Origin of the sequence: Microlunatus sp. GCM10028923, assembly GCF_042666975.1 — a bacterium.
Lineage (GTDB): Bacteria > Actinomycetota > Actinomycetes > Propionibacteriales > Propionibacteriaceae > Microlunatus.
Window position 1 is genome coordinate 128,886 of record NZ_JBHTFF010000004.1, and the last position, 14,560, is coordinate 143,445.

Consider the following 14,560-nt stretch of genomic DNA (forward strand, 5'->3'; position numbering starts at 1 on the left):
AGTCCCACGCGATGCGCAGTTTTTCACGTTGCGTGAAAAACTGGCTGTTCCCGCGAGTTACTTCTCGCGGGAACAGCTAGAAAGTGACGGGAAGACGCGCACCGAGTTATCCACAGCGTCAAGCCAGGAACTTTCGCCATCCACAGACTTTCTGTTCAGGCAGAAAGCAGGCGTTGGCGATGTAAGGCTCCATTCCATGACCAGCATGGAAGGGGTCGTCGATGCCAACGGCGGTTTCATCACGCGAGCACAGGCGCTCGATTGCGGTATCACCGATCGGGAACTCGGGAGAGCCGTTCGTGACGGCGGACTAGTACGAGTTCGCCATGGTCTGTACGTTCCGGCCGAGATCCACGACCGTCTCGACCGCGTCGGCAGGCATGCCCTCCTGGCCCGGGCCGTCGTCGCGATCCAGCGTGGGCGGGCAGCGCTCTGGGGGCCGAGTGCCGCGGCGACCTACGGCCTGGAACTCCTGCGAAGCGACCTCGACGTCGTGCACCTCCTGCGACTCGACGACGCGACCGTGCGCACGGTGGCCGGGGTGAAGCACCACGTCATGTCTATCGACGACGAACAGGACCTGATAGAGCGGGATGGGATTCTGATCACCAGTCTTGCCCGTACGGCCTGGGATGTTGCTCGAACGTCGAGCCTCGAAGGTGGAGTGATCACCATCGATTCGGCACTCCGGCTCGATCCAGACATGACCCCTCGGCTGCTGGAGATCTCGGCCGCCTCAGCCCACCACCCCAGGGTGCGAGCTGCCCGGACCGCGGTCTCCCTCGCCGACGGGCGGGCGGCTAACGGCGGGGAGTCGTTCGCGCGCGTCCGGTTCTATCGATACGGGGTGCCGCGGCCCGAGCTTCAGGTACCGGTCTACGACGCTGCGGGGTACAAGATCGGGACAACCGACTTCGCGTGGGAGGAGCACAGGCACGTCGCTGAGTTCGACGGCAAGATCAAATACCAGCGGTACCTGAAGCCGGGTGAATCCCCGGGCGACGCCGTGTTCAGAGAGAAACGACGGGAGGATGCGATCCGGCGAACAGGACGTGGAGTGAGCCGCTTGGTCTGGTCTGACCTGCTTAAACCTCAGGTTCGTTCGACCATGATGATGATCCGCGAAGACCTCGAACATTCCCACCGGCTCTACGTACAGCGCCCGCAGGCATCCTGACCGCCACTTCCCCATACTTCCTGGCTCTTCCCGCGAGTTATAACTCGCGGGAGGAGCCAGTTTTTCACGTAACGTGAAAAACTGACCGTCCGGATCGCCTCCTGGAGCAGCTGATCAGAGCAGGACGAGGGCGTCCCGGTGGACGACGGTGCGGTCGTAGCCGGGGCCGCGTTCGGCGGCCAGGTCGGCGGTGTTGCGGCCGAGCAGGCCGGGCAGTTCGTCGGAGTCGTAGTTGACCAGGCCGCGGCCGATCACGGCGCCGTCCGGCGCGACCAGGTCGACCGGCTCGCCGACGCCGAAGGCTCCGTTGATGCCGGTCACGCCGGCCGGGAGCAGGGAGGCCTTGCGCTCGACGACGGCCCGTACCGCGCCGGCGTCCAAGATCAACTCGCCGCGGGCGGCGCTGGCGTGCTTCAGCCAGAGCAGCCGGGTCGGGCGGCGCTTGCCGGTCGGGTGGAACAGCGTGCCGATCGGGTCGCCGGCCAGGGCGGCCGCGGCCCGGTCGGCGCTGGCCAGCACGGTCGGGATCCCTGCGGAGGTGGCGATCCGGGCCGCCTCCACCTTGGTGATCATGCCGCCGGTGCCGATCCGGCTGCCGCGCGCCGAGATGTCGACGCCGGCAAGATCATCATCCGAACGGACCTCGTCGATCCTCCGGGCGCCGGGCTTGGACGGGCTGGAGCTGTAGAGCGCGTCCACGTCGCTGAGCAGGATCAGGGCGTCGGCGTGCACCAGGTGCGCGACCAGGGCGGCCAACCGGTCGTTGTCGCCGAACCTGATCTCGTGGGTCGCGACGGTGTCGTTCTCGTTGACCACCGGCACGATGCCGAGCTCCAGCAGCCGGCCCAGCGTGCGGTACGCGTTGTGGTAGTTGCCGCGCCGGGTCACGTCACCGACGGTGAGCAGCACCTGCCCGACGCCGAGCTCGTGATCGGCGAACATCGCCGTGTAGTGCCCCATCAGCAAGCCCTGGCCGACCGACGCGGCCGCCTGCTGGGTGGCCAGGTCGCGCGGCCGGGTCTTCAGGGCCAGTGGCGCCAGGCCGGCGGCGATCGCGCCGGACGAGACCAGCACCACCTCACGCCCGGCCAGCCGTACGCCGGCCAGATCGTCCACCAGCTCACGTACCCGCTCCGGGTCGATGCCACCGATCGCGGTCGTCAAGGACGACGATCCGACCTTCACCACCACCCGCCGGGCCTCCGCCACCCCCTGGCGCTGCCCGCCGCTCATCCCTGGTTCTCCTCCTCGGCCCTGGCCCGGTGGTAGGCCTCGTCCTTGGCCCGCCGCCGCTGGACCGCCGGCCGCTCCTCGACGAACCGGTTGTCCTCGCCGCGTCGACCGAGGATCTCGGCCCCGACGTCGATCTGCGGCGCGAAGTCGAACACGACCGCGTCCTCGCCGCCGATCGCGACGCCGTCACCCGGCTCGGCGCCGAGTTCCAGCAGCTTGGTCTCGATCCCGACCCGGTTCAGCCGATCGGCCAGGTAGCCGACGGCCTCGGCGTTGCCGAAATCGGTCTGCCGCACCCAGCGCTCCGGCTTCTCGCCGCGGACCCGCCACAGCTCGCCCTCGCGGACCACGGTGAAGTCCGGCACCCCGCCGACCGGCTTGGGCCGCAGCACCGGCCGGGCCGGCTCCGGCTCCGGTTCGGCGGCGCGCAGCGCGGCCAGTTCCGCCATCGCGTACGTGAGCTCGCGCAACCCCTCGCCGCTCTTGGTGGAGACTCGGAACACCCGGAGGCCGCGCGCCTCCAGGTCGGGCGTGACCAGGTCGGCCAGTTCGACGGCGTCGGGGATGTCGATCTTGTTCAGCGCGACCATCCGGGGCCGGTCGGCCAGCCCGCCGTGCGCCTCCAGCTCCGCCTCGATGACGTCGAGGTCGGTCAGCGGATCCCGCCCGGGCAGGTAGGTGGCGCAGTCGATCACGTGCACCAGCGCGGCGCAGCGCTCGATGTGGCGGAGGAACTCCAGGCCCAGCCCGCGGCCCTCGCTGGCGCCCTCGATCAGGCCGGGCACGTCGGCCACGGTGTACGTCACGTCGCCGGCCACCACCACGCCCAGGTTCGGCACCAGGGTGGTGAACGGGTAGTCGGCGATCTTCGGCCGGGCCCGCGAGATCGCCGCGATCAGCGACGACTTGCCGGCGCTCGGGAATCCGACCAGCCCGATGTCGGCGACCAGCTTCAGTTCGAGGGTGATCCGCCGGGTCTCGCCCTCCTCACCGAGCAGCGCGAAGCCGGGCGCCTTGCGGGCGGCGGAGGCCAGTGCAGCGTTGCCGAGACCGCCGCGGCCGCCCTGGGCCACGATCAGTTCGGCGCCGTCCTGGGTCAGGTCGGCCAGCTGTTCGCCGGAGTCGGCGTCGGTGATCACGGTGCCGCGCGGGATGGCGAGCACGACGTCGTCGCCGGTCGCGCCGTTGGCGTGGTCGCCGCGGCCGGGCACTCCGTTGCGGGCCCGCCGGTGCGACTCGCGGTAGTAGTCGACCAGGGTGGTCAGGCTGGAGTCGACCCGCAGGATGACCGAGCCACCGTCGCCGCCGTTGCCGCCGTCCGGCCCGCCGAGCGGCTTGAACTTCTCCCGGTGCACCGAGGCGCAGCCGTTGCCGCCCTTGCCGCCGTACACGTGCAGGGTGACCCTGTCGACGAAACTCGGAATCGCCATGTCAGGTCCCTTTCACGCCGGCTTGCGGCAAAAAATAAGGGTGGCTCGGGGAGTCTGGTCCCCGGCCACCCTCGTGGTTGGCGCCCCTACTGCTGTCGGGCTAGGCGCCGCTCAGGCCGAGATCTTCTCGGCCGGAGTGATGTTGATGACGCGACGGCCGCGGCGGGTGCCGAACTGCACCGTGCCCGGGACCAGCGCGAACAACGTGTCGTCGCCACCGCGGCCGACGCCGTCGCCCGGGTGGAAGTGGGTGCCGCGCTGCCGCACGATGATCTCGCCGGCGCCGACGACCTGGCCGCCGAACCGCTTCACGCCGAGGCGCTGGGCGTTGGAGTCGCGACCGTTGCGGGTCGAGGATGCGCCCTTCTTGTGTGCCATGTCTCTACCTCAGCTCTCGATGCCCGTGACCTTGACCTTGGTGTACCGCTGCCGATGCCCCTGGCGCTTGCGGTACCCGGTCTTGTTCTTGAACTTCAGAATGCGGATCTTCGGACCCTTGGTCTCGGCCAGCACCTCGGCGGTGACCGACGCGGCCTCCAGAGCCGTCTTGTCCGACGTCACGGCCTCGCCGTCGACCAGCAGGACGGGCTGCAGCTGCACGCTGGCGCCGGCCTCATCGCTGATCCGGTCGATTTCGAGGACGTCGCCAACAGCTACCTTGTGCTGGCGGCCGCCACTGCGCACGATCGCGTACACGCCTGAACCTACTCTCGTCGAAGCCTTGACTGGATGGCGCCGGGGTTCCGGGCCGCCGATGCCGAGCGGGCACAACCCACCGCATGCGGGGAGCGCACCGAGGGTCCAAGATACTCGGCCAGCCGGACGAAGGTCAAAACGACCCTCGGGTCCTGCCGACCACGCGGGTCAGGACGATCCTGCCAGGCCCATTCCTCGGATTCCGCCTGGCCCCTGTCCCGGTCCCCGGCCGACAATGAGTGGGTCCAACGAGGGAAGGGTTCCGATGGTCACTTCGGCCGGGCCGTTGCGGGTGGGCATCCTCGGGGCCGGCGGGATCGCCGTCGCCTCGTACGGTGTGCTGCCGAACCTGCACCATTACGCGGACACCGTCGAGGTGGTCGCGCTCGCCGATGTCGATCAGGCTCGGGCGGCCGCCGTCGCGGAGCAGTACGGCATTCCGCGGGTGCACGCCACGGTCGAGGAACTGGTCGCCGCCGGCGGGCTGGACGCCGTGGTCAACCTGACCCCGATCCCGGCGCACTACGCGACCTCCAAGGTGGTGCTGGAGCACGATCTGCACCTGGTCACCGAGAAGCCGATCGCGGCGACCCTGGCCGAGGCCGACGAGTTGATCATGCTCGCGGAGCGTCGCGGCCGGGTGATCGTCAGCGCTCCCCCGGACCTGCTCCGGGCGCCGATCAAGAAGGCGCGGGACCTCGTCGCCGGCGGCGAGATCGGCCGGGTCGCGTTCGCCCGGGTGCACAGCTCGCATCAGGGGCCGGGCGGCGGACCCGGCGGCTGGCCGTCGGACCCGACCTGGTTCTACCAGCGCGGGTCGGGACCGCTGCTCGACATGGGCGTGTACGGGATCCACCAGATCACCGGGATCCTCGGCCCGGCCCGCCGGGTGGTGGCGTTCTCCGGGATCACCGATCCGGTCCGGGTGGTCCGCGGCGGGCCGTTCGCCGGACTGGAGATCGACGTCACCGCCGACGACAACACCCTGTTCCTGCTGGATTTCGGCGGCTCGACGTACGCGGTGGTGGATGGGAACTACAACCTGCACGCCAGCCGCAGCCCGCGGCTGGAGCTGTTCGGCCGCCGCGGCGTGATCAACCTCGGGGTGCCGGACGGCCCAGAGCTCGAGGTGTTCAAGACCGACCTGCTGCCCGGCGTCGACGGCTGGGTCGACCCGTCCCGGCCGCTGGCCTCCGACGCGTCCCGGGCCGGGGTCGGCCGGGCGATCATCGTCGGTCACCTCGCCGACATCGTCCTGAACGGTGCACCGAACGAGCTGGGTGCCGATCACGCCCGGCACGCCCTGGAGATCATGCTCGCGGTCGAGACGTCGGCCCGGGAGGGCCGGATCGTGGAGCTCCGGACGACGTTCCGGTCGCCGACGGATCAGCCATGACGATCGGCTTCGGGATCATCGGCCTTGATCATTGGTACGCGGCGCTGCCGTTCGCGGCCCGGGTGGCGACCGACCCGGCGACCCGCCTGGTGGCCGTCGTCGACGGCGATCTCGATCATGCCCGGCAGGCCGCGGGCGACGCGGCCACCGGCACCGATCCGGCCCTGGTGCTGGAGGATCCGGCGGTCGACGTGGTGGCGATCTTCACCAGCGTCGACCGCAATCCGGAGCTCTGCCGGGCGGCCGCGGCGGCCGGCAAGCACATCGTCTCGGTCAAGCCGCTGGCGATGACGCTGGCCGAAGCCGACACGATCATCGAGGCCGTCGACGCGGCCGACGTGATCTTGGTACCGAGCGAGGCCCGACGGGTTTCCCCACTGGCCCGGACCTTGGCCGAGCTGGTGCACTCGGGCCGCCTCGGCGACCTGCGCAGCGGCAGCTTCGAGATGAACTCCTCGCTGCCCCGCTCCTGGTCCGACGCGCCGGCCGACGGCGGCTGGTGGGTGGATCCCGACCGGGTGCCCGGCGGCGGCTGGCTCGATCACGCCGTCTACCAGCTGGACCGGATCGCCTGGCTCTTCGCCAGCCCGGTCGCCTCGATCACCGGCACGATCGGCCGGATCGCCCATCCCGACCTCCGGGTCGAGGACTACGGCCACGCGATCCTCACCCTCGACAGCGGTGCCGTGATCACCGTCGAGGACACCTGGGTCGCCGCGCCGGGCGCGTTCAGCCACCGGGCCCAGCTGGTCGGCAGCCGCGGGTCGGTCTGGTACGACCACGGCCTGGGCCTCTTCGGCCAGGCGCTCGACGGTGAGCCCTGGACCTACCGCCGGCTGCCCGAGGACGGCTCCGACACCGTCGACCTGATGATCACCGCACTGCGCGACGGCACCCGGCCCGCGGCCGACGCCCGGACCGCCCGCGACGTCCTGGCCACCGCGCTGCGGTTCTACGAGGCCGCCGGAACTCCATGATCGAATCCGGCTTAGGGAACTGACCGCTCACCCGAGCCGCCCCGTCGTCGAGCCGAAGCCGAGCCACGTGTGCCGGCTGCCGGCCCAGCACCAGCCGACCTTCGGCGCGTTCTTCCGCTCCTTGCCGTCCCGGCCGGTGCCGCCGCTGATCCAGATCGCCGGCGTCCGGGCGTCGAGCTTGCCACGGGCGTTGGTGGTCCGGGAGCCGACGCACATGAAGCAGCGGTTGGGTTCCAGCCGGTCGGGCTGCTGAAGCAGCCAGCTGATCCCCTCGCTGATCGTGAACGGAGTACGGCCGCGGCGGGTCAGTTCCGGCAGCGCCTCGTCCGGGCTCCAGTTGAGCAGGTCGTCGCCGCGGTCGGGCTCGGCGACCAGATAGAGCGGCTGGTCCGGCACCTCGACCGCCGGGATCGGCGTGAACCGGTCCAGGTCGGTCAGGTCCTCGACGACGAACCCGGGCTTGCCGGACCGGGACAAGAGCGGGGCGAGCTCGGCGGCCGGGACCAGCGACGGGTGGACGGCCAGGAACGCGTCCGGCCGGTCGGGCAGCCGTCGGCCGAGCCCGCGGAACTCCTCCACCTCGAGTCCGGCCAGCGCCGGGACGCCGAGTTCGACGAGTCGTTCGAGTTGGTGCAAGAGGGAACCTCCTGGTCGACCGGATGGGTTGATCGCCACAACGCACCGGGCTCCAGAATAATTCCGTACACCTGACTTAGTTTTTGGAAGCGCCAGATCCGGTCAGCCCGGGCGGCCGCCCCACTTCTTCAACCAGTACTGCGCTTTGGAGTAGACCGTGGGGATCTGGCGGATGAACTTGTCGGTCGGGCAGAGCTTGCCGGTGGAGTTCGACCACACCGCGCCGGTCTGCTTGCGGCACCAGGTCGTGCGGTCGTTGCGATCGAACCGGCCGAAGTTGCCGTCGATGCCGAGCCGGTGCCAGGCCAGGCCGCGCAGGTCGTTCACCGTCGCGATCCGGTTGGGCACCCCGCAGTGGATGACGGCCCAGGCGAAGATCTTGGCGAGGTTCCGCAGTTGGGTGTCGGTCATCCGGTCGCCGTCGAGCCCGGCGTGCTCGACGGAGATGCTCCGCGCGTTCCCGTTGAGATCGGCCGCCGCCCGCCGGTCGAGGTACTGATGCTGACGCGGCGCACCGGAGCGCGGGTTGTAGAAGTGGGCGTAGCTACCGCCCGGGCCCTTGCCCGGACCGTAGATGTCGTCGCTCCGGGTCACCGCGATGTGCACGGTCACCCGCTTCGGGCTCATCGCGGTGGTCGACCGGCCGGTGATCGGGTCCCAGACCGCGAAGGCAGCCCGGCGACGAGGCCGTACGGCCGCCTCCGCCTCGGGTAGTGCTCCGAGAGCGCCGAGCCCGATCGACGCGGCCGTCGCGGCCGATCCGAGCATGAGAACTCGGCGGCCGATCAGGTTGTCCTCTGTCTCCATGTCTGCTCCCCTTCCTCTCGTCTCCGATGGGTTCGGGGATCGTCTCAGTTGCGCAGGTCACCGCTCGTCGAGCTCACCGCGCCGGCGCCTGCGCTCAGTGCCCCAGCCGGAAGGTACGGGCAGCGACGGGGCTCGGGCCGGCCGCGAGGCGCAGGGCCTTGCCGTCGTTGATCAACTCGGCCGGCCACGGGTCGAGCGTGGTCGGGAAGATCACCGAGCAGTCGCGCGCCGGGCGGGTCAGCGGCACCACGACCTCCACCGGTTCCGGCCCGCGCTGCCAGACCGTGATCAAGGACTCGTCCGGCCCGGTCAGCCGCAACGCGATCACCGGGTCGCCCCAGCCGGGCAGCCCGAGCGGCCAACTCGGCGCGGCGTTGCCGATCGTGGCCCGGATCTCTTTGTGGGCAGCGACCGCGTCTCGGATCAGCGTCAGCTGGTCCTCGCTCAGCCGGTTCAGGTGCCCGGACAGGTAGAGCCGGCCGAGCAGTCCGGCCTGGAGGGTCGCGGCCACCTCCTCGAGGCCCATCCAGTCGGCCGGGTAGGCCCAGGAACCGGCCTGCTCGGGCAGCAGTTGCAGCGGTGCGCCGGCCGCGATCGGCACGTAGCGGGCGACGTCTTGTTGATCACTGGTGGACTGCAGCTGCAGCCGGGACAGCATCGCGTCGTCGCAGCGCATCGCGCCGGAACTGCAGTTCTCGATGATCAACTCGGGATGCCGGTCGAACAGCCCGTCCAGCCAGTCCAGGTGGGCCAGGTTGTGCAGTAGCAGGCCGGCCCCGGCGCTGTCGGCGTCCCGGTCGGTGCCGGCGCCGGGATTGATGTTGTAGTCGAACTTGAACATGCCGATGCCGAGCTCGCCGACCAGCCGGTCCACCGTCGCGTCGAGATGATCACGAACGGCCGGGTGCCGGAGGTCCAGGTGGAAGCGGCCGGCCTCGGTGATCCGTACCCCGTGGCGGCTGAAGAACGCCTCGGCGGGCAGCCGCTCGACCATCGGGCTGCGGACGCCGATCACCTCCGGTTCCAGCCAGACCCCGGGAATCATCCCGCGCTCCCGGATCCGGTCCAGCACGGCGGCCAGCCCGCCGCCCGGGAACCGCCCGGTCGACGGCTGCCACTCCCCGACCGTGTCCCACCAGTTGCCGTCCTCGGCGTACCAGCCGGCGTCGATGCAGAACGCCTCGGCGCCGGCCTCGGCGGCGCTGTCGATCAACGGCAGCAGCTTCTCCGTCGTCGGATCGCCGGACAGCGTGTTCATGTAGTCGTTGTAGATCATCGTCAGCCGGCTCCGGTCCGGATGATCACGGCGGGTGGCCCGGCGGTGCCCGGTCAGCTGCGCGACGGCGTCGTCGAAGCCGAGGCCGACGGCGACCGTCGCCGACACGGTACGGAACTCGGCGCCCGGCTCCAACCGCTGCACCCACTGGTGATCGGTCTCGGTCGGCCCACCCGCCGCGAGCGACACGCCGCCTTGATCATCGCCGAGCTCCCAGCGCCAGCCGCCGTTGTGCTCGACCTGCCAGAGCCAGGCCCAGTGGTCGTCGGCGGCGACCACGCCCGCGGTCGGCAGGTCCCCGCCGGTGGACCAGCTGCCGACCGACCGCTGCCCCACCGAACCCTTGCCGGAGACCGGGTGCCCGGCCGACTCCAGCACGACCAGCCGGTCGCGCAGCGGTTCCCGGGTCCACCGGAACTCGGCCAGCCAGTCGGACACGCCGGAGACGAGCTCCAGCCGGTCCGGGGACAGCTCGTCCTCGTCCAGTAGTCCGCACAGGCCGAGGTTCAGCGACGGGACGGAGGTCAGAAGGGCCAGTTCGGTGCCCTCGTTCCGTACGGTGATCACGCCGGTGATGGCCGCGACGCCCGGCCGGATCCGCAGCTCCACCTCGGCGGCGAGCCCGTGCGGACCGGCGACGTCCAGCCGCAGGGCGGTGCCGTCGTCGGAATGATCATGGCCGCGGTAGCGGAGCCCGGCGCCGACGGAGGTCCGGATCAGCCGTGGCGTCGGGTTGTGGTGGCCGTCGCCGAGGGTGAGCACCTCGACCAGCGGCCGGGGTCGGGCCAGAGTCAGCCGGTGCCCGTCCCGGCGCACCTCGGTGATCGCCGGCGGCGCGTCGCCACCGGCCTCGATCATGATCAGGAAGGACTCGTCGCCGAGCGTCAGCGGCTGCACCGGACCAGGGTAGGCACGGGCCGGAGGCCGTCGTAACCCTCGGACCACGAATTCCACGCAGGTCAATGAATCGGTCCCGGGCACCGGCGCCACTACGCTGGCGGACGTGTTGCCACGGATCACCGCCACTGCGTACCTGACGCCGCTCCGCGAGGGCGGGTCCCTGCCGGCGATCATGGAGGCCGACGACCTCGGCACCTATGTGGTGAAGTTCACCGGCGCCGGACAGGGCATCAAGGCCCTGGTCGCCGAGATCATCGTCGCCGGGCTGGCCCGCCGGGCCGACCTGCACACGCCGGACCTCGCCCTGATCGACGTCGCGGCCGAGGTCGGCCGCACCGAGCCGGACGAGGAGATCCAGCAGCTGATCAAGGCCAGCGTCGGGGTGAACCTGGCCGTGGACTACCTGCCCGGCTCGGTCGGGTACGACCGCAACTTCGACGTGGACGGGCAGACCGCCTCGACCCTGGTCTGGCTGGACGCCTGGACCGCGAACGTCGACCGCAGCCTGCGGAACACCAACCTGCTGGTCTGGCACCGGCAGCTGTGGGCGATCGACCACGGCGCCTGCCTGCGGTTCCACCACGCGTGGGGTCGTCCGGAGGCCTTCGCCGAGGGTGCGTACAACTACGGTGATCATGTGCTGTCCGGCCGGGCCCGGCCGCGGGAGGCCCATGATCGACTCGCCGGCCGGTTCGACGACGCGGCCCTGGACGCCGTGATCGCCGACGTCCCGGACGCGTGGCTGTTGCCGGATCCCGACCGGCCCGACCCGGCCGCCCCGCCGGATCCGGCGGCGGCCCGGATCGCCTACCGGGACTACCTCTCGGCCCGGCTCGCGGCGGCCGAGCGGTGGCTTCGATGAGGTACGGGTTCAGCTACGCGGCGATCCGGGCGGTGCCCCGGGTGGAGCGCGGCGAGTTCGTCAACATCGGAGTGATCATCTACTGCCAGGACCTGGACGTCCTGGCGGCCGACGTCGCGATCGACGAGGCCCGGCTGAGGGCCCTCGATCCCGGCGTCGACCTGGACGCGGTCCGCCGGTCGGCGGAGTCGATCGTGCTCCGGTGCGCGGAACCGGTCGGCAGCGCCCGGGAGAACGACGGGCTGCTCTACCGGTTCGGCATCCTGACCGCGCCGCGCAGCACGGTCGTCCAGCCGTCGCCGGTGCACGCGGGCGTCACCGATGATCCGGCACGGACCCTGGCCGGTTTGATGGATCGCCTGGTGACGCCACCGGCTCCGTGATCGAGCGCAGGCTGCGGAACGGCGCGGTCAGGGTGGGCACCAGGTGCCGGCGGTGGATGATCATCAGCACCACCGCGATCACGGCGTAGACGGCGGTGATCACGTACCGACCCTCGGTGCCGGGCACCCCGAACTGAACCGCGAACAACCCGAGCATGGCCAGCGCCGCCAGCCGGTGGAACCGCAGCGTGAGCAGGATCGCGATGCCGAGCAGGGTCTGCGCCACGGTCAGCGAGAACTCCTCGACCTGCCGGGCGTCCAACTGCAGCGAGGGGCCGCCGCCACCGATCAGGTACGCCACCGGGAGGCTGCCGATCAGCAGCGTCCACTGGTTCACCTTCGCGCTGATCAAGGTCCCGATCGCCATCGACGCCTTGCCACGAACGGCGAACATGATCGCCACGATGAACTCCGGCGCCTCGGACGACAGCGGCGCCAGCCACTGCACCAGCAGGAACTCGTCGATGCCGAGCGAACGGCCGCCGGAGATCAGGGACTCGGCGAACGGCTCCGCGCAGGCGATGATCATCACCGCGGCACCGACGAACATGATCACCACCAGCGGGCGGCGGAGCCGGGCTGGCAGCGCACCGATCCGGGCGGCCGGCCCGACCAGCTCCGGCTCCCCCTCGTCCTCGGTCCGGGCAACCCGGAGCAGGTAGTACGTGAACAGGGCGAGCATGCCGATGCCGAGGATCAGATGGATCTGCCCGGACAGCGGAATGATCAAGGCCAGCAGGGACGCGATCATCAGGAAGCCGAGCTCGAGCCGGTAGCGCGAATCGATCACCAGCTCCCGTACCGTCTGCCCCGAACGACGGCTCGCGATGATCAAGGAGACCAGCACCACCACGCTCCAGCCGAGGCCGAGCAGCAGCCGGTTGGAGCCGGTCATGTTGGCTGCGGCGAACTGCACGTACTCCGGCCGACTGCCGGCCGTGAACGCGAAGTAGAGGTCGACCGCGTACTCGGGCAGCACCGCGATCACCGCCAGTACGGCGACGGCGAGCCCGCCCGAGATGTCCACCTCGGCAGCCTCGGCGGCCCAGGCCAGCACGAACGCCGCGGCCACGACACCGGCACCGAAGACGACCAGGCCGAGGGCCGGCGTCAGGTGGAGTCCGGAGACCCGGACCACCAGGGCCGGCAGAGCGATCGCCAGGCAGATCAGGACCGGGCGCAGCGTTCGAAGCACGCAGCAATCCTGGCAACACTTTGACAGTTACGCAAGTGAAGAAGTGTCAAATCGGCGTGAGGCTGATCACGAGCGCGGGACCCGGGCCGGGCAGAATGCAGCCATGATCCCCGACCCGACCCACGCCCAGCTCGAGGTCGCGGCACGGACGTTCGCACTCCTGTCCGCGCCGGTCCGGTTGCATCTGGTGGCCCTCGCCGCCGCCGGCGAGTACGACGTGGGCACGCTGTCCGAGCGCGTCGGTGTGACCATCGCCACCGCGAGTCAGCATCTGAGCAAACTGCGACTGGCCGGGATCATCCGGGCCGAGCGGCAAGGCCGGCGGCAGATCTACACCGTGGACGACCCGCACGTCCTGACGATGGTGCAGCAGATCTTCGAGCACATCGCCCCGGACGGCACCCTCGCCCCCGACCCGCCCGGGCCGGTCCGGTGAAACGCATCCTGATCATCGCCGGCAGCTGCGTGGTGATCGCCGGCTGCCTGGCCGGGATCCTCGCGGTCGCCCTCGGCCTGGTCGGCTGGTCGCCACCGCTGGTGAACCAGCCGCCCTGGACGGCCGGCAAGCCGCTCACCCCGGTGCCGGTCGGCGAGGACCCGAAGCTGTTCAGCTACGCGACCGCCGGGCTGATCCGGGATCGGCTGGCGACCGCGGAGGCGTTCGAGGACGCCCAGTTCGACGTGGAATACGCGTTCGACGACCAGGCCCGGATCTTCGACCGCGAGCGCCCGCAGCCGCCGGCCGGCCGGATCGCCGAGGTGTCGACGTACCGCTACGACGTGATGCCGAAGACCGCCCAGGACCGGGCCAGCCTGTCCGTCGCGGTCGAACTGTTCACCGGGACGGACGAGCGGGACGCCGCTCTGCTGCGCCACGGACAGTCGACCCGCGGCTCGTCGACCGTCCTCAAGGAGCCGAAGATCACCGGCGCCGCCGGTGCCCAGCTGATCCAGCGGGTCGGCGCCTGCTCCTCCGGCCGCGGCCGCAACGTCTCGATCCACGGGCTGGCCGCGGTGGGCTCGCGTACCGCGGTGACGGTGACCGTGTCCTGCGGCACTCCGGAACAGGCCGAGCAGTACCTCGAACCGGCCACCAAGGCCCTCACCGAGGCCGTCGGCAGCACGGCCGACCTCGAGGACACCCCGGTCCCGGCGACCCTGTTCGACCGGGCGGCGGACATCCCCGTGATCAGCAGCGGCAACTGGCGAGACCGGCAGGTGATCACGGACGGCACCACGGAGCGACAGCGGGCGGTGCCCGCCGACCTGCGGGGCGACGGCCTGGAGGTCTACTTCGACGGCCGGTACGAGGTCGCCGCCTACCGTGACGCGGCGGCCGCGGCGGCGGTCCTGGAGCGACGCCTCGCCACGAAGGGCGAGCACGGCCACGAGGTCCGGGAGCACCCGGGCACGGCGGCGGACCGGACCGTCTGCCTGGAGGGCTACCGCCCCCGCGAGAAGTCCGATTGCCTGAGCCAGTTCGGCCGGTTCGTCGTCGCGGCACCCGCGGACCAGGGCCAGGCCCCCAAGATCGACGACCAGCTCGACCTGCTCCGCGGAACCCGCTGAGCCGAACCCCTGGACGTACGGTA

General features: G+C 70.7%; 14 protein-coding genes and 1 pseudogene. 7 read left to right on the forward strand and 8 right to left on the reverse strand.

Features of this window, described 5'->3' with window-relative positions; translation table 11 throughout:
• The first annotated feature begins 196 nt into the window (after positions 1-196).
• Complete coding sequence (locus tag ACFQU4_RS10850) at positions 197-1,177, forward strand: type IV toxin-antitoxin system AbiEi family antitoxin domain-containing protein (protein ID WP_377490943.1); 981 nt, start codon at positions 197-199, stop codon at positions 1,175-1,177.
• 114 nt (positions 1,178-1,291) lie between these two features.
• Here the strand turns inward: ACFQU4_RS10850 and proB are convergent, their stop codons facing one another.
• The 4 genes and pseudogenes from proB to rplU form a co-directional block, all read right to left on the reverse strand.
• Positions 1,292-2,410 (reverse strand): glutamate 5-kinase, encoded by a 1,119-nt coding sequence (proB, locus tag ACFQU4_RS10855; RefSeq protein ID WP_377490946.1) that lies wholly within the window; start codon positions 2,408-2,410, stop codon positions 1,292-1,294.
• 14 nt (positions 2,411-2,424) lie between these two features.
• Positions 2,425-3,840, reverse strand: a pseudogene (gene obgE / locus ACFQU4_RS10860) (GTPase ObgE); the annotation flags it as partial.
• 111 nt (positions 3,841-3,951) lie between these two features.
• Positions 3,952-4,218: a 50S ribosomal protein L27 gene (gene rpmA / locus ACFQU4_RS10865; RefSeq protein ID WP_377490949.1), complete on the reverse strand. Its 267-nt coding sequence runs from the start codon at positions 4,216-4,218 to the stop codon at positions 3,952-3,954.
• Between the two features lie 9 nt (positions 4,219-4,227).
• On the reverse strand, positions 4,228-4,536 hold the full coding sequence (rplU, locus tag ACFQU4_RS10870) for a 50S ribosomal protein L21 (protein ID WP_377490952.1): 309 nt from the start codon (positions 4,534-4,536) through the stop codon (positions 4,228-4,230).
• 265 nt (positions 4,537-4,801) lie between these two features.
• On the opposite strand from rplU, the gene ACFQU4_RS10875 reads away from it, so the two are divergent.
• Positions 4,802-5,932, forward strand: a complete 1,131-nt coding sequence (locus tag ACFQU4_RS10875; protein ID WP_377490955.1) for a Gfo/Idh/MocA family protein — start codon at positions 4,802-4,804, stop codon at positions 5,930-5,932.
• Positions 5,929-6,909 (forward strand): Gfo/Idh/MocA family protein, encoded by a 981-nt coding sequence (locus ACFQU4_RS10880; protein ID WP_377490958.1) that lies wholly within the window; start codon positions 5,929-5,931, stop codon positions 6,907-6,909. Before ACFQU4_RS10875 ends, ACFQU4_RS10880 begins: the two co-directional genes overlap by 4 nt.
• Before the next feature lie 27 nt (positions 6,910-6,936).
• Here the strand turns inward: ACFQU4_RS10880 and ACFQU4_RS10885 are convergent, their stop codons facing one another.
• The 3 genes from ACFQU4_RS10885 to ACFQU4_RS10895 form a co-directional block, all read right to left on the reverse strand.
• Positions 6,937-7,545 (reverse strand): DUF5701 family protein, encoded by a 609-nt coding sequence (locus ACFQU4_RS10885; RefSeq protein WP_377490961.1) that lies wholly within the window; start codon positions 7,543-7,545, stop codon positions 6,937-6,939.
• Between the two features lie 102 nt (positions 7,546-7,647).
• On the reverse strand, positions 7,648-8,352 hold the full coding sequence (locus ACFQU4_RS10890; protein ID WP_377490964.1) for an N-acetylmuramoyl-L-alanine amidase: 705 nt from the start codon (positions 8,350-8,352) through the stop codon (positions 7,648-7,650).
• A 94-nt stretch (positions 8,353-8,446) separates the two neighbouring features.
• A complete protein-coding gene (locus ACFQU4_RS10895) occupies positions 8,447-10,525 on the reverse strand; it encodes a glycoside hydrolase family 36 protein (RefSeq protein WP_377490967.1) in 2,079 nt (692 codons plus the stop codon).
• 106 nt (positions 10,526-10,631) lie between these two features.
• Here ACFQU4_RS10895 and ACFQU4_RS10900 point away from each other — a divergent pair, with 106 nt between their 5' ends.
• Together ACFQU4_RS10900 and ACFQU4_RS10905 are read left to right on the forward strand one after the other, a co-directional pair.
• Entirely contained in the window at positions 10,632-11,390 is a 759-nt protein-coding gene (locus ACFQU4_RS10900) for a HipA family kinase (RefSeq protein ID WP_377490970.1), read from the forward strand.
• Positions 11,387-11,773 (forward strand): DUF3037 domain-containing protein, encoded by a 387-nt coding sequence (locus tag ACFQU4_RS10905; protein WP_377490973.1) that lies wholly within the window; start codon positions 11,387-11,389, stop codon positions 11,771-11,773. The genes ACFQU4_RS10900 and ACFQU4_RS10905 overlap by 4 nt, the downstream gene beginning before the upstream one ends.
• Here ACFQU4_RS10905 and ACFQU4_RS10910 read toward each other — a convergent pair.
• The gene (locus ACFQU4_RS10910) at positions 11,706-12,968 is read right to left on the reverse strand and encodes a sodium:proton exchanger (RefSeq protein WP_377490976.1); all 1,263 of its coding nucleotides are present in this window, start codon (positions 12,966-12,968) and stop codon (positions 11,706-11,708) included. The two genes, ACFQU4_RS10905 and ACFQU4_RS10910, sit on opposite strands and share 68 nt — an antisense overlap.
• Positions 12,969-13,071: 103 nt before the next feature.
• On the opposite strand from ACFQU4_RS10910, the gene ACFQU4_RS10915 reads away from it, so the two are divergent.
• Together ACFQU4_RS10915 and ACFQU4_RS10920 are read left to right on the forward strand one after the other, a co-directional pair.
• Positions 13,072-13,404 carry an ArsR/SmtB family transcription factor gene (locus ACFQU4_RS10915; protein WP_377490979.1) on the forward strand — a complete coding sequence of 111 codons (333 nt, stop codon included), beginning with the start codon at positions 13,072-13,074 and terminating at the stop codon, positions 13,402-13,404.
• The gene (locus ACFQU4_RS10920; protein ID WP_377490981.1) at positions 13,401-14,537 is read left to right on the forward strand and encodes a hypothetical protein; all 1,137 of its coding nucleotides are present in this window, start codon (positions 13,401-13,403) and stop codon (positions 14,535-14,537) included. Before ACFQU4_RS10915 ends, ACFQU4_RS10920 begins: the two co-directional genes overlap by 4 nt.
• The last annotated feature ends 23 nt before the right edge of the window (positions 14,538-14,560 follow it).

Excerpts from the sequence above, each read along its gene's own strand:
- ACFQU4_RS10875 (WP_377490955.1), top strand. The coding sequence starts at position 4,802 with ATGGTCACTTCGGCCGGGCCGTTGCGGGTGGGCATCCTCGGGGCCGGC.
- ACFQU4_RS10915 (WP_377490979.1), top strand. The coding sequence starts at position 13,072 with ATGATCCCCGACCCGACCCACGCCCAGCTCGAGGTCGCGGCACGGACG.
- ACFQU4_RS10850 (WP_377490943.1), top strand. The coding sequence starts at position 197 with ATGACCAGCATGGAAGGGGTCGTCGATGCCAACGGCGGTTTCATCACG.
- rpmA (WP_377490949.1), bottom strand. The coding sequence starts at position 4,218 with ATGGCACACAAGAAGGGCGCATCCTCGACCCGCAACGGTCGCGACTCC.
- ACFQU4_RS10880 (WP_377490958.1), top strand. The coding sequence starts at position 5,929 with ATGACGATCGGCTTCGGGATCATCGGCCTTGATCATTGGTACGCGGCG.
- ACFQU4_RS10890 (WP_377490964.1), bottom strand. The coding sequence starts at position 8,352 with ATGGAGACAGAGGACAACCTGATCGGCCGCCGAGTTCTCATGCTCGGA.
- proB (WP_377490946.1), bottom strand. The coding sequence starts at position 2,410 with ATGAGCGGCGGGCAGCGCCAGGGGGTGGCGGAGGCCCGGCGGGTGGTG.
- ACFQU4_RS10905 (WP_377490973.1), top strand. The coding sequence starts at position 11,387 with ATGAGGTACGGGTTCAGCTACGCGGCGATCCGGGCGGTGCCCCGGGTG.